Origin of the sequence: Acidithiobacillus sp. AMEEHan (assembly GCF_030996345.1) — a bacterium.
Classification (GTDB): Bacteria; Pseudomonadota; Gammaproteobacteria; order Acidithiobacillales; family Acidithiobacillaceae; genus Igneacidithiobacillus.
This window is the reverse complement of sequence record NZ_CP118747.1, coordinates 1,073,853-1,087,642: the sequence shown is the minus strand read 5'-3', so window position 1 is coordinate 1,087,642 and position 13,790 is coordinate 1,073,853. Positions and strand designations below refer to the sequence as shown.

General features: G+C 61.4%; 10 protein-coding genes. 4 read left to right on the top strand and 6 right to left on the bottom strand.

Annotated elements, in window-relative coordinates:
* Positions 1–45: 45 nt before the first annotated feature.
* From ORD17_RS05545 to ORD17_RS05535, 3 genes are read right to left on the bottom strand one after another with little or no spacing between them, the layout of a single operon-like run.
* A complete protein-coding gene (locus ORD17_RS05545; protein WP_308389868.1) occupies positions 46–3,138 on the bottom strand; it encodes an efflux RND transporter permease subunit in 3,093 nt (1,030 codons plus the stop codon).
* A complete protein-coding gene (locus ORD17_RS05540) occupies positions 3,135–4,268 on the bottom strand; it encodes an efflux RND transporter periplasmic adaptor subunit (protein ID WP_308389867.1) in 1,134 nt (377 codons plus the stop codon). Before ORD17_RS05540 ends, ORD17_RS05545 begins: the two co-directional genes overlap by 4 nt.
* Positions 4,265–5,692: a TolC family protein gene (locus ORD17_RS05535; protein WP_308389866.1), complete on the bottom strand. Its 1,428-nt coding sequence runs from the start codon at positions 5,690–5,692 to the stop codon at positions 4,265–4,267. Before ORD17_RS05535 ends, ORD17_RS05540 begins: the two co-directional genes overlap by 4 nt.
* Positions 5,693–5,887: 195 nt before the next feature.
* Between ORD17_RS05535 and ORD17_RS05530 the strand changes: the two genes are divergently transcribed.
* The 3 genes from ORD17_RS05530 to ORD17_RS05520 are packed head-to-tail and all read left to right on the top strand — an operon-like array spanning position 5,888 to position 8,381.
* Positions 5,888–6,394 carry a hypothetical protein gene (locus ORD17_RS05530; RefSeq protein ID WP_308389865.1) on the top strand — a complete coding sequence of 169 codons (507 nt, stop codon included), beginning with the start codon at positions 5,888–5,890 and terminating at the stop codon, positions 6,392–6,394.
* Positions 6,391–7,119, top strand: a complete 729-nt coding sequence (locus ORD17_RS05525) for a response regulator (RefSeq protein WP_308389864.1) — start codon at positions 6,391–6,393, stop codon at positions 7,117–7,119. Before ORD17_RS05530 ends, ORD17_RS05525 begins: the two co-directional genes overlap by 4 nt.
* Positions 7,116–8,381, top strand: coding sequence for an ATP-binding protein (locus tag ORD17_RS05520; RefSeq protein WP_308389863.1), 1,266 nt, complete (start codon positions 7,116–7,118; stop codon positions 8,379–8,381). The genes ORD17_RS05525 and ORD17_RS05520 overlap by 4 nt, the downstream gene beginning before the upstream one ends.
* Here the strand turns inward: ORD17_RS05520 and ORD17_RS05515 are convergent.
* Together ORD17_RS05515 and ORD17_RS05510 are read right to left on the bottom strand one after the other, a co-directional pair.
* Complete coding sequence (locus ORD17_RS05515) at positions 8,367–8,717, bottom strand: hypothetical protein (protein WP_308389862.1); 351 nt, start codon at positions 8,715–8,717, stop codon at positions 8,367–8,369. The genes ORD17_RS05520 and ORD17_RS05515 overlap by 15 nt on opposite strands.
* Before the next feature lie 20 nt (positions 8,718–8,737).
* Positions 8,738–10,864: a UvrD-helicase domain-containing protein gene (locus ORD17_RS05510; protein WP_308389861.1), complete on the bottom strand. Its 2,127-nt coding sequence runs from the start codon at positions 10,862–10,864 to the stop codon at positions 8,738–8,740.
* Between the two features lie 100 nt (positions 10,865–10,964).
* Here ORD17_RS05510 and ORD17_RS05505 point away from each other — a divergent pair, with 100 nt between their 5' ends.
* On the top strand, positions 10,965–11,906 hold the full coding sequence (locus ORD17_RS05505) for a DnaJ C-terminal domain-containing protein (protein WP_308389860.1): 942 nt from the start codon (positions 10,965–10,967) through the stop codon (positions 11,904–11,906).
* Positions 11,907–11,909: 3 nt separating this feature from the next.
* Here ORD17_RS05505 and ORD17_RS05500 read toward each other — a convergent pair whose 3' ends face one another.
* A complete protein-coding gene (locus tag ORD17_RS05500) occupies positions 11,910–13,781 on the bottom strand; it encodes a diguanylate cyclase (RefSeq protein ID WP_308389859.1) in 1,872 nt (623 codons plus the stop codon).
* Between the last annotated feature and the right edge of the window lie 9 nt (positions 13,782–13,790).

The window sequence follows — 13,790 nt, the reverse complement described above, 5'->3', positions numbered from 1 at the left end:
AAAGTTCCTCATCCTTTCGTTAGCGCCGCCTTTATAGCATAGTTTTTATGCGCTTGCGTCCTTCACCGCCGAAGAACTGCGATGTCGCGCGAAACGCCGCGAAAATCGCTCCTTCAGTCCCTCGAAGAAGACATAGAAGGCCGGCGTCACAAACAGGGTGAGGAACTGGGAGACGATAATACCACCCGCCACTGCCACTCCCAGCGGCACTCGCGATTCTGCGCCGGCACCAATGCCGATGGCGATCGGCAGGATACCCAGCACTGCCGCCAGATTGGTCATCATGATCGGGCGGAAGCGGGTGACACAGGCATCGACCATGGCCTCCACCGCCGAAGCCCCTTCCCGGCGCCGATGGATGGCAAAATCCACCATGATGATCCCATTTTTCTTCACCAGCCCCACCAGCATGATGATCCCCACGAAGCTGAACAGATCGAGTTCCTGGTGAAAAATCCACAGCGCCAGCAGCGCGCCAAAGCCCGCCAGTGGCAGTGCCGTCAGGATGGTGAGCGGATGAATGAAGTCCTCATAGAGGATGGCGAGGATGGCGTAGATCAAAGCAATGGTGGCCAGCAACAACAGTGGCAGGGACGAACTGGACTGCTGGAAGGCCTGTGCCGAGCCACTGAAACTGCCCTCCACTCCCGTCGGCAGAACCTCGGCGGCCACCTTCTGTACTGCCTGCGTCGCCTGCCCAATCGAGGTTCCCTGCGCCAGATTGAAAGAGACCGTCACGCTGGGGATACCATCATAGTGGCTGATGCTCAGGGGGCCGACACCGTAGCCGAAGTTCGCCACCGCCGAGAGCGGCACCAGACCAGCGGTCCCCGGCAAGCTGATCGCCCCCAGAGCGCCGATGTTCTGCTGAAAACGTCGCGCCAGATCAAGGATGACCTCATACTGGTTGGTAGAGGCATAGATCGTCCCGACCTGGGTTCCACCAAAGGCAAAATTTAGCGCCTGTTCGATGGCTTGCGGCGTCACCCCCAGGGCCTGGGCCCGGCGATGCAGCACATGCACGTCGATTTGCGGATTGGCTACCTGCAAATCGCTGTTGACGGCCTCTAAGCCAGGAACCTTACGCAGGGCTGCCACCAGTTTGGGGACGGCCACATCGAGCGCATCCTGATCTTCGCTCTGCAAGGTATACTGGTAGTTGGACTGGGAAGAGACGGGACCCATCTGGATTGCGGGGGGCAGCAGGAAACTGGCCTCTACCCCCGGAAAGCGCTGTGCCGTGCGCCGCAACTGGGCAATCACCGTATCCCCACTGGCGCGCTGGCCCAAGGGCCTGAGGCGAATGATGAGACGCCCGGTATTGGACGAGCCGAAGGCGCCCGCCCCCTGGCCGGCACTGGACATGACCGATTCGACGGCGGGATTCTTTCCGACCGCTGCCGCTACCTGCTCCTGCTCGGCCTCCAGTTGGCTGAAGGAAATGCCTTGTGGATATTGCAGGTTGCCCATGATCATCCCACTGTCTTCTCGAGGAATGAACCCTTTGGGAAGCAGAAAGAAAAGGCCGATCATGGCCAGCAGACTCAAACCCGCGCCCAGATAAATCCAGCCACGATGCTCCAGACTCGCCCGCAGGCTGCGCCCGTACCAGGCACGCAGTCGCACAAACCAGCGTTCGAAGCCCGATGGCGCAGCGTGTTTGACCTGCAGATAGCGGGCACAAAGCATGGGGGTGAGGGTCAGCGAAACCAGCCCGGACAGCAGAATCACTACCGCGATGGTGACACCAAATTCCCGGAACAGGCGGCCGATGATGCCACCCATGACGAGGAACGGTAAAAACACCACCGCCAGGGAAATCGTCATCGACAATACCGTGAAGCCGATCTCGGAACTGCCGGCGTAGGCCGCCTGCTCCGGCTCTTCCCCTTGCTCCTCGTGGCGGGCGATGTTCTCCAACATCACGACCGCATCATCCACCACAAAGCCGACGGACAACGTCAGGGCCAGCAGGGTCAGGGTGTTCAGGGAATAACCCAGGTACGAGATGACAGCAAAAGTGCCGAAGATGGAGGTAGGAATTGCCAGGGCACCGATCAGAGTAGGACTGCCGCGGCGCAAAAAGAGCCACAGCACCCCCGTCACCAGGAGCGATGCCAGAAGCAGGGTGTACTCCACCTCCTGCACGGCGGCGCGGATATAGTCGGCCTTGTCGTAGATGATTTGCAACTTTGCGCCACCGGGTAAGCCGGAAGTAAAACTGGGCAGGCGCTTCTGGATGGCGTCGGAGATGGCAACCGTGTCGGCATTAGGCTGCCGCACCACAGCCAGGATCAGGGCCCGCTGGCCACCCAGCCAACTGGCGATCTGGTCATTGTCGACACCATTTACAACGGTGGCTACATCGGCCAGGGGCACCACCGCACCGCCGTTCTGCTGCACGGGCATCTGGCTGAAGGCCTCGGCATCATGCAACTGGCCATGCACATTGACGGCATAATTGCGCGCCGTACCGAGCAGGGTGCCCTGGGGCAGATTGACGTTGTGGCTGGTAATCGCCGAACTCAAGGCCTGCAGCGACAAGCCGTGGGCCTGCAGAGAAAAGGGATTGGCGTGGATGCGCACGGCATAATTCTGCTCGCCAAAAATCTCCACCTGCGCCACGCCGGGAATCCCGGAAATTGCCGGCACCACCTTGTCGACCGCGTACGCGTTGAGCTTGTAGATCGGCATATCCGGCGCGGTCAATGCAATAAACTCGATGGGTGCAGCCGACGGATTCATCTGCTTCACAAAGGGCAGGCTGGGCATACCCGGAGGAAGAAGATGCTGTGCCTGGGTGACGGCGTTCTCCACATTCTGGGTAGCGACGTCGATATTCTGGCTGAGATCGAATTGCAGGATGATACGCGTCGACCCAAGGCTGCTGGTCGAGCTCATGGAGGACAAGCCCGGAATACTGGAAAACTGCTTCTCCAGCGGCGTTGCCACACTGCTCGCCATGGTCTGTGGACTGGCACCGGGCAGACTGGCGGAGACCAGCACCGTGGGAAAATCCACACTGGGCAGCAGGGCCACGGGCAGGCTCTGAAAAGCGAAGATGCCGTAGATGACCAAGGCAAGACTAAGGATGATGGTCATCACCCGGCGGCGGATGAACAGCGCCGAAATGTTCATCTACCACCCCAGGCATGATGACCATGACCCGTAACCGCTGCAGCCTTTTGCCCAGGCAGCAAAACGTGAACCCCGGCATAGACCCGGGCCGGCACTGGATCGATGACCCGGGCACTCGCTGGCAGACCAGAAATCACGGCGGTCTGGCCATCCTCCCAAAGTACCTGCACCGGTGTTGCCTCGACTATGCCCTTGGGTGCCTGGTAGACGAAGTTCCCACTGCTGCCCTGCTGCACGGCCGCCACCGGCAGGGTCATGGCCTGCGCGACCCGTTGCACGGGCAGACGGACCTCCACGTACTCCCCGGGCCAGAGCACCGCACTGGCATTGTCCGCCTGCGCCTGCACACTCAAGGTCGCTGAGGTCGCGGCTACGCTGTTGTCGATAACCTGGAGCGTAGCGGCAGCCAGGGTCTTGCCTTGCTTTTCATCCTGGATGAGCAGCTTCCAGGCCTGATCCTTGGCCTGGCGTGCCGCCCCCAGCAAACTCTGCGGAATCTGAAAATTGATGCCAATGGGGCTGATCTGGTTGATGGTGGCCAGTTGCGTCTGATTCGCCACCACCAGATTGCCCGGCTTGACCAATGCCATACCGATGCGTCCAGTGATGGGCGCGGTGATGCGCGTATACCCCAGGGTGATCGCGGCCTGCTGCACAGCCGCCACATCGGCGGCCACCTGTGCTCGACTCGCTTGCGCCTGGGATACCGCCTGCGCATAGCTTTGCTTGGTGATGAAATCCTTTTCCACCAACGGTCTATCCTGCTCTACCAGGGTTTGGTCATAGCGCGCAGTGGCCTGCGCCGCGGCGAGATTGGCCCGCGCCTGCGCCAAGGTGGCAGCCGCCTGGGCGGGATTGATGGTGAAGAGCGTCTGGCCCCGCTGCACCATCCCTCCCTGCGTAAAGGACAGGCTGGCAAGCTGGCCCGAGGTCTGCGGAATGATGGTCACCATCTGCAGGGGCGTTACCGTGCCCAGAAAACTCTCGTAATGGACCATGTCCTGCAGCTTGGGCCGGACCAGCGTCACCTGCACCGGCGGCGGCCCGCCCCGCTCGGCCTTTTGGCAGCCGGTCAGGATAACTGGCAAGAACAGGATCAGGGCGGCGGCGCCCCAGCGATGTGCTTTCACGGTTGTGTTGCTCCTACGGGCATGCCCACGGCCTGACTCAACTGCGCCAGCGCCACATAGCTATTGACGAGATTGGCGATGAGGGTATAGCGGGACTGGGCCAGGGTGGATTCGGCCTGCAGCACATCCTGGATGGTCGCCTGCCCTACCTTGTATTGCGCCAGGACCACTTCGAGGGCCTTGCGGGCGTTGGCAAGGCTGCTGGACGCACCCGGATATGCTGCCAGATCGCCCTGAAAGCCATGGTAGTCCTGCCAGATACTGGCCATGGTGCTGTTGCGTGTTGCCGCCAGGGTATCTGCATCCTGCCGCGCGGTGGCCTCGGCTTCGCGCACGGCATAATGGTTGTTGAAGCCAGTAAAGAGCGGGACAGTCAGGGTCAGGCCCACACTCCAGGTGTCGCCCGGCTGAAACCCTCCCTGAAATTGATAGCCGTAGGAACCGGTCACTCCAAGGCTAGGCAACCCTTGCGCCTGGGCCGAGCGCACGTTGGCCCGGGCGACTGCCACCTGGGCACGCGCCTGCTGCAGAGCGGGGTTTGCCGTTTCCGCTGCGTGCATCAAGGCCTCGACGCCGGCGCTTAGAGCGCTGGGCGGCGGACTATCCGGGCTGAGAGGGCTGATTTGAATGACACTGTCGGGAGGGAGACCCAGACTACTGGCTAAGCTACCCTCCGCACTGCGCACGGTCTGCTCCTGCGCCGCATAAGTCGACTGGGCGGTCGCCAGGGATGCGCGCGCCTGATAGAGATCGCCAATGGTGGCCTGTCCCGCCTGATGCAATACCTCGGCAGCCTCCAGGGCTTTTTGATTTTCCGCCACCGTCTTGGCGTCTGCCGCGAGCAAAGCTTGACCACCCAGCAGTTGATAGTAGGCCTGAGTGACATCGAAGATCACCGTCTGCAAGGTCTGATTTTGCGTATACCCCGCTACCCACTCCTGTGCGCGGGCAGCATCGGTCTTGGCCGCCCGCAGACCGAAATCCCATAGGGTATAGCTCAGACTCAGACTGGGCATGGTGCTATTGCGGGCCGGCACGCTGAAACCGGCGGTGGATACAGCCTGGCGACGCGCGGCACTGGTGCTAAAAGTGACCGTCGGCAGCCAGGCACTCTCCGCCACCCCTAGGGCGGCCGCCTGGGCGCGCAGCGCTTCCCAGGCAGAGGCGGTTTGCGGATTGTGGGCCAGAGCCCAGGCCGTGAGTTCCGGGAGCGTCCAGGTTTTGGCCGCCAGCGCCGCTGGCCACGTCGGCGATGTCGGCAGGGCCGGGAGCTGCTGCGCCACCCCTTTCCAGGTCTGTCCCGGGTGCTGCGGCAAGCCACTGTCGGTGGAGAAAGGATCGTCAAAGACCACGCCGATCCCCGCCTGCGCAGCGCCACTCAGCAAAAAGAGGCCGGAGAATATCCACTGCCAACGCATCGCCATGTCATCTCTAGCTGAAAATTTGCCATAGTATCGACGATATTTGTTGGTAACGCAGCCCTCCTACCCGGGGCAAATTGTGTACGACTGTAAGGATGTACGTTGATTTTTGTAAGAATTTTTCACTGGCTTTGGGGGCGGCGGCGCGCGTAGGCTGTTAACCGAGCGATAGAGCTCTTTTTTCGGAGGTACCCGATTATGCGCAAAATCACCTATTCACTTCTTATCCTGGCGGCGTTGGCCCCAATGGCCAGCATGGCGGCGGACATGCCACCGCCAGTGCACGGGCCCATGCAGCGCCCGATGCACGGCGGTCCTCGCGCCGAGTGGATGAGAAATGCTCCAGTTCCCATGCTCATGCCCATCGTCTGGCGTCACGCCATCGAACTCAAACTCACCCCGCAGCAGGAATCGCAGCTCGAGACCTGGCGCAAGGACCAGAGGGAGCAGTGGGGAACGCAGCGGCAGGCCATGGAGAGCCACAACCACGCACTGCAGACTGCCCTCCTGCGCGGCGAAACGGGCAGCGCCCTGAAGCCACTGGAAGACGCAGTGCTGGCCGACCATCAGGCCATGCTGCAACGCGGCATCGCCCAGGTTGCCTTCGTCCATAAGTTGCTGAACGCCGAACAATGGCAGAAAGTGACGGCAATCTATGCGAAGATGGAAAGAGGTCCAAAGTGGGGAGGGTGGCACAAACCGTGAGTAGCAATGCCCGCATCTTGTTGGTGGATGACGACGCCAAGCTGCGCGCCATTCTGACGCGATACCTGGAGTCGCAGGGCTACACGGTCCATGGCGCCGCTTCGGCGGCGCAAATGGACCGTTTGCTGGAGCGGGAGCACTATGATCTCCTGCTCCTCGATGTAATGATGCCTGGCGAAGATGGCTTTCAGATCTGTCAGCGGCTGCGCCAGCAGGAATCCGTCCTGCCGATCATCATGCTCACGGCCCGCGGCGATCTCGATGATCGCGTCCAGGGTCTTTCCATCGGCGCCGATGATTACGTCGCCAAGCCCTTTGAGCCGGAAGAGTTGCTGGCCCGGATTGGCGCCGTGCTGCGGCGTAGCCAGGACAGCGGTACGGTCGAGCCCAGCCCCGGTGCCATCGACTTCGGTCCCTTTCACCTCGCCCTCGATTATCGGCGCCTGTACCGGGGCAAGCAGGAAATCACCATCACCGAAACCGAGTTCGCCCTGCTTCGCGCCCTCGCCGAGCATCCCTGGCAAACCCTGTCGCGTGACAAGCTCCTGGGCATGATCCACGGCCATAGCGAGGACATCCCCGGTCCCCGCGGCATCGATGTCTTTGTCTCCCGCCTCCGCCGGCTGATCGAAGACGACTCGAGCAAACCCCGTTACCTGCAGACGGTCTGGGGGCGTGGCTATGTCTTTGTTCCCGACGCGGGGAGCGCGGACAAACCGGCGTGAAATTCCGGCGTCTGTGGTCCGACACCCTCTTCGGACGGATCTTTTTGCTGATTGGTGCGCTGCTGCTGGCCAGTCAGTTTGCCGTCTACTGGTACTTCAACATCTATCTCGGCAATCCCCAGGCGCGCCACTTGGCGCAGAGCTGGGCGCAGATACTGACGCTCAGTAGCGTCCTGGATGTCGGCGAGGCAGAGTGGCTGGCCCCACGCCTGGCCAAGATCGGCATCGCCTTCTTTCCGGTCGACGAGATGGAGGGCCATCCTCCCCGCAACCCGATCATGCGTAATGCCGAGCGCCTGCTGCATGGGATGGGTTGGCCCGATGCTCAGGTGCAGGTCGATGATCGGCACCATCTGTTGTGGATCGACCCCGACCCGCACAGCCATGTCGCCGTCGCCATGCCCATTCCCAAGCCCCCACCGGGGCCGTCACCGCAGTGGTTCAAACTCAGCGCCATCCTCCTACTTTCGTTGCTGGGCGCCTACCTCATCGTACATCAGATTACCGGCCCTTTGCGCCGCCTGGTGCAAGGCCTCAACGCCAGTCGCGGTCGCGAGGGGCCCGTGGTATTGCCGGTGGAGGGACCGGAGGACGTGAAACATCTGGCCGGAGAGCTGAACAGTGCTCTGCGCGAACGCCATGAACTGGCGGAAGAGCGCGAGATGGTCCTGCTGGGGGTATCTCACGATCTGCGCACACCCTTGACGCGGATGCGCATGCTTGCCGAGTTTCTCCCCAAGGAGGCGGCAGATCTGCAAAAAGATCTGGTCGACAATCTGTGGGAAATGGACGAAATCCTGCACCAGTTTCTCGATTACGCCCGCAGTGGACGCGAGGAACTGGCCGAAGAGATCGACCTGATCGCTTTCCTACGCCATTTTGTCGAATCGCAGGGGGACGATGTGCGACTCCAGGAGCCGGAAAACGAAAACCTCTACCTTTCCATCACGCCGGTAGCGTTGCGCCGCGTCCTGCAGAATCTGGTGGAGAATGCCCGCCGGCATGGGCGGCCTCCCATCGAGATCCGCGTTGCGCAGGAGGCGGGTTCCGCAAGCATCGAGGTCCGCGATCATGGTGACGGCATCTCGGCGGAAAAACGGGCTCAGCTCGGCAAGCCGTTCGCGCTGGCCGGGCGGGGCGGCGGCACAGGACTGGGCATCGCCATCGTGCAGCGCATCCTGCAACGTCTTGGCGGCAAGATCGACTTCTGCAACGCCACCGAAGGCGGCTTACGGGTGCGCCTGACCTTACCTTTGCGCTGAGGCTGCCTGCCGCGGACAGAGTTTGCGCAACTCCTGCAGCTCCTTGGGATCAAGTTTCTGCCAGGCAATGTTGCCACAGCGGCCTTCAATCGGCCCCTCGATGGTACCCTGCTGGGAGATGCCGGGAGCGACGACAAAATCGGGTACCGAAACCGCGCTACCGGCAGGGCTTACCGACTGCAGCGCCGTCGCCGAACTGGCGGTGCTGGCGACAGGCGCGACCCCAGGACCGGCCGGATGCAGCCACAGAAAGAAAAATCCCACCAAGACAATGAGGGCGAGAATCACGATGATCACCGCCATCCACGATGCCTTGCTGTTTGCGTCCGTGCTCATCTACACCCCCATGTTCCCCATCAGCATAGTCTCTCCAGACTCACGATGCCCAGTGCCAGCCACTTGGTGCCGGAACTGAACTGAATCTGCACCCGCCCCTGGCGTCCGCCGGCCTCGTAGTCCAACACCGTCCCTTCACCAAAAACCGGGTGACGAATGCGTCCACCCAACGGGTAGGGGCAATCGCTGCGCCCGCTGCTCATAGCGGCTACCGCGGGCGCCAGCGGCCGGCTGATGCGCGCGCGCGGGCGCAATTCCTCGATTTCCTCGGCCGGCAGCTCGCGCAAAAAGCGCGACGCCAGCGCCAGACGCTCTGTGCCGTGCAGTCGCCGGCTCTCGGCGTGACAGAGAATGAGCTGCTGCATGGCGCGGGTCATGCCTACATAGCAGAGGCGCCGTTCCTCGGCCAGACCGGCAGGGTCTTCCAGACTACGTTGGTGCGGAAAAAGCCCCTCCTCTAGTCCAACCAAAAAAACCTGGGCAAATTCCAAGCCCTTGGCACTATGCAGACTCATCAACTGCACGGCATCTTCCCACGCTTCGGCCCCGCCCTCTCCTGCCTCAAGGGCAGCATGGGTGAGGAATTCGCTGAGCAGGTCGCCTGGCACCGGGCTCAACTCGCGCAGGCCTTCGGAGCCATCCTGCAGAGCAAAACTGCGCGCTGCATTGATCAGTTCTTCCAGGTTTTCCATACGTCCCTCACCGCGATCGCCATCCCGCGCATGCCAATCGCGCAGGGGGACCTGCTCAAGGACCAGGCGCACCTGCTCGTCGAGCTCCTGGTTGGTGCAGGCTTGCGCCAAGCGATCGATGAGGGTGAGAAAGGTATTGAGCTTCGGCTGCGCCAGCTCGCCGGCGGCCTGCCAGAGCGAAATGCCGCGCTCGCGCGCGAGCGTGCGCAAACGTTCGAGGGTAACGGCGCCGATTCCGCGCGCCGGCACGTTGACCACCCGCTCGAAGGCGGCGTCATCGTGGCGCTGCAAGACCAGACGTAAATAGGCGAGGACGTCCTTGACCTCGGCGCGTTCAAAAAACCGCAGGCCACCATAGACTCGGTACGGCATGCCGGCACGCAGGAGATGTTCTTCAAAAGGACGGGACTGGGCGTTGGAGCGATAGAGAATGGCACAGTCCTCGCGCTTGCCGCCCGCCGCCACCCACTGCTCGATGCGACCAACCACGAAGCGGGCCTCATCCTCCTCGTTATAGGCGCGGTAGAGCTGCACCGGGGCGCCGTCGCGGCGTTCCGTCCACAAGGTCTTGCCAAGACGATCGCTGTTTTGCGCAATGACCGCATTGGCAGCCGCTAGAATGGGCGCCGTGGAGCGATAGTTCTGTTCCAGGCGGATCAACCGGGCACCTGGAAAATCGCGCTGGAAGCGAAAGAGATTTTCGACTTCGGCACCACGCCAGGCATAGATCGACTGGTCATCATCGCCCACCACGAAGAGATTCTGATGCGCCTCGGCTAGCCGTCGCAGCCACTGGTATTGCACGGCATTGGTGTCCTGAAACTCATCCACCAGAACCTGTTGAAAACGCTCCTGATACTGGGCGAGGAGCGGGGCATCGTGCCAGAGACGCAAGGCATAGAGCAGCAGGTCGGCAAAATCCAGGGCTCCAGCGCGCTCGCGCAGCAATTCGTAGCGCTGATAGATCTCCACTAGCTGCGGCGGCACGGAACGCTCGCCCGCGAGTTCCTGCGGCCCCAGCCCACTGTCCTTCCAGCGGCTGATACGCCCAGCGATCTGGCGTGCAGGCCAGTGTTTCTCGTCGAGCTGCAGCTCCCGCACGGCACGCCGCACCAGACGCTGGCAATCGTCCGCGTCGAGAACAACAAACTGCTCTGGCAAATCGACCAGCTCGTGGTGCATACGCAACAGGCGATGCGCGATACCGTGAAAGGTTCCCATCCACAAGCCACGCAGATCCATATCGAGCATGGCCGCGAGACGCTCGCGCATGGCCCGCGCCGCCTTGTTGGTGAAGGTCACCGCGAGGATCTGCCCCGGATGCAGGCCCTCTTCCAGCAAATGGGCGATACGGCTGGTGAGTACGCGCGTCTTTCCCGAACCGGCACCCGCCAAAACCAGTGCCGGCCCCGGTGCCAGCAGCACCGCCTCCCGCTGCCGCTCGTTTAGTTCCATACCTGCCTTACCGTACCGGTGACTTGAAAAAACACCTCTGCGCCCCCACAGTCGCATCAGGTTCATCAGATGCCATCGCGGCATGATACGGGGGGTTCCCTTGGAATACAAAGACTACTACCAGATCCTGGGGGTAGCACGTGACGCCGACGCCGACGCGATCAAATCCGCGTATCGGAAGATGGCGCGCAAATACCACCCGGACGTAAGCAAGGAGGCCAATGCCGAGGACCGCTTCAAGGACCTGCAAGAGGCCTACGAGGTGCTGAAGGATCCGGAAAAGCGCCGTGCCTACGATCAACTGGGCAGCAATTGGCAAGCTGGGCAGGATTTTCGTCCGCCGCCCGGCTGGGAACATTTTGCCGGCGGCTTTGGCGGCGGTGCGAACCCCAACATGGGCGGCTTCAGTGACTTCTTCGAGGAGCTCTTCGCCCAGCGGGGGCGACGGAGCTCACACGGTGCCTCCCCCTTTCGCATGCGTGGGGAAGACAGCGAAGCGGAGATCCAGATTCCCCTAGAGGACGTCTTTCGCGGCGCAAAGCGAGAGATTTCTTTGGAGGTACCGATACTCGGCCCGGATGGACGCATGCACCGCGAGCGCCGTCAACTCAGCGTCAAGATCCCAGTCGGCATCGCTGAGGGACAGCGCCTGCGGATTGCCGGACAGGGACAGCCCGGACAGGGCGGCGGACCCAACGGCGATCTCTACCTGCGCGTGCGCTACGCAGCCCATCCGCGATTTCGTGCCGAGGGAAAGGATCTCTACCAAGAGCTTGCTATTAGCCCTTGGGAAGCGGTACTCGGTGCCTCGGTATCGGTGCCTACCCTGGACGGGCAGCTGCGGGTAAAGATCCCGGCCGGTAGCAGCAGTGGCCAGAAACTGCGACTCGCAGGCAAGGGATTACCAGACAGCAAGGGCGGCAAGGCCGGGGATCTCTACGCGGTTTTGCAGATTGTTGTCCCCAAAGAGCTCCGTGCAGCAGAGAAGGAGCTATGGGAAAAGCTCGCGGCAGAAAGTCGTTTTCAGCCGCGGCCTGACTGACGCTCAGGAGCGCACAAAAAGTACCGCTTGATTGCGCCCGAGCCGTTTGGCCTCGAAAAGTGCATGGTCGGCGGCCTGGAGCAAGTCCTTTGCAGAGCGCATCTGCGTATCTCTGCTGGCCGCTCCGATACTGACTGAGACATCCGCTTGCAAGTCAGTCCAAGCATCTGCCGTGGCCAGCTGCGCGCAAATGCGTCGCGCCAACACCTGGACGCCTTGCGCGTCGGTGTCTGGACAAATGATCAGGAACTCATCGCCCCCCACTCGGCAGGGAATATCTTGGTGGCGAGCAAAAGCGTCGAGAATACTCGAGACCCTTTGCAATACTTCGTCGCCCACGTCGTGGCCCTGGGTATCGTTGATCAGCTTGAAGTTATCCAAATCCAAGAGCATCAGGGCGAGATTTTTATCGTGGCGTTCTGCTATCGACCACTCTTGTGCCAGCCTCTCGTCGGCGTAACGGCGATTCCGCAGGTGGGTAAGCGGGTCGGTGAGCGCCGCTTGTCGCAGATCCCGATTGACATCCGCCAAAGATCCGGTGAATTTGCGCATGCGCTCCTGCCGATGCAGGTATTTTTGCCTTGCCTCCCGGCGACGCTGGGCCAACTGCAAATGCTTTCGCAGATTTTCGGAGCACAAAGACTGGGGTTCGTAGGCATCAATTCCAAGGCGAAACAGCTCACTTTCACTCTGCCCGTCCAGCTTGTCCCCAACGAGCAGGATGTACGGCCCGAGGACCGGGTCCAGGCCGCGTAAATGGGTCGCGATCCACTCCCCTTCATTTTGCTGGTAGGCGACGACCAGCAAATCGAGAGTTGCGCTATCACTGACATCTGCCTTCAGTGGCGACAGCCCAAGACGCGAGAAACTTTCCGTGCACTCCTCGGACATAGTGCCGTCCATCGCCAGGTAAGCGATCCGCAGCGGGGAGGAGTCGCTCGCCGGAGTTCGCTCTCGATCCATCAGGAGCTCCCAGTCCAGCGGCTCTGCAAGCACCGGTGCCGCCTCTTGCAACAGGCCCTGCCACTGCGGCCAAGCCAAAAGGATGCGGGACACTTGCTCGCGGACGGACGCGGTGTCGAGACCAAGCTTGATCATCTCCTCGGCCATTTGCACTGCGCTAGCGGATCGGCGCGCGTTATCACGCAGGCAGAATTCCGCCATGCCCACCCCAAAACGCAGCAGCCGCGCCAGTAACAGCGACCGACCCGCGTCGGGAAAAGAGCTCAACTCCTCCGGCTGCGCCTGATGAAATATGGCTTCCACGAAGACCATCGGCAATCCCCACTCTTCCACCAGCAGGGAAGACAATTCATCATGATCGATGCCATACTGCTGGCGCTCCATTTGCAGCAGCGCGTTACCTTCGGGTGGTGGCACCCTGCCACGCAATTCCATATAGCTTTCGGAAAACAGGCTCACCAAGGCCAGCTCGCCCACATTGGCCAAGAGCGCCACGACAAATACTTCGTCTGCATTGACCTGACCCAGTTGCTCAGACAGTGCTTGTACGGCGAGCGCCGAAAGCAGCGAAACGGTCCAGAATCTCGCGTAATCAAAGCCGCTTACCCGCGGAGTGGCTGACTGAATCAGCGCCAAAGCCAAGATGAGACGTTTGATCTGCGCCTGCCCGAGCACCAGAATTGCGTCCGCGACTGCAACTACGGGCCGAGAGCGCGTGCGAATAGAGACATTGGCGAGCTGTAGCAGCCGAGCATTTGTCGCTGGATCGGATTGCAGCACCCGCACCAGTTCGCGATTGTCGACTTCCTCTTGTTCCAGCAGTCGCAATGCTTCCAGGTATACACCTTTCGGTGAAGGGAGCTTGCCACCCTGACGATATTGGGACAGCCAGTCGATATTCCGCGTAATCACTTTTCCAAG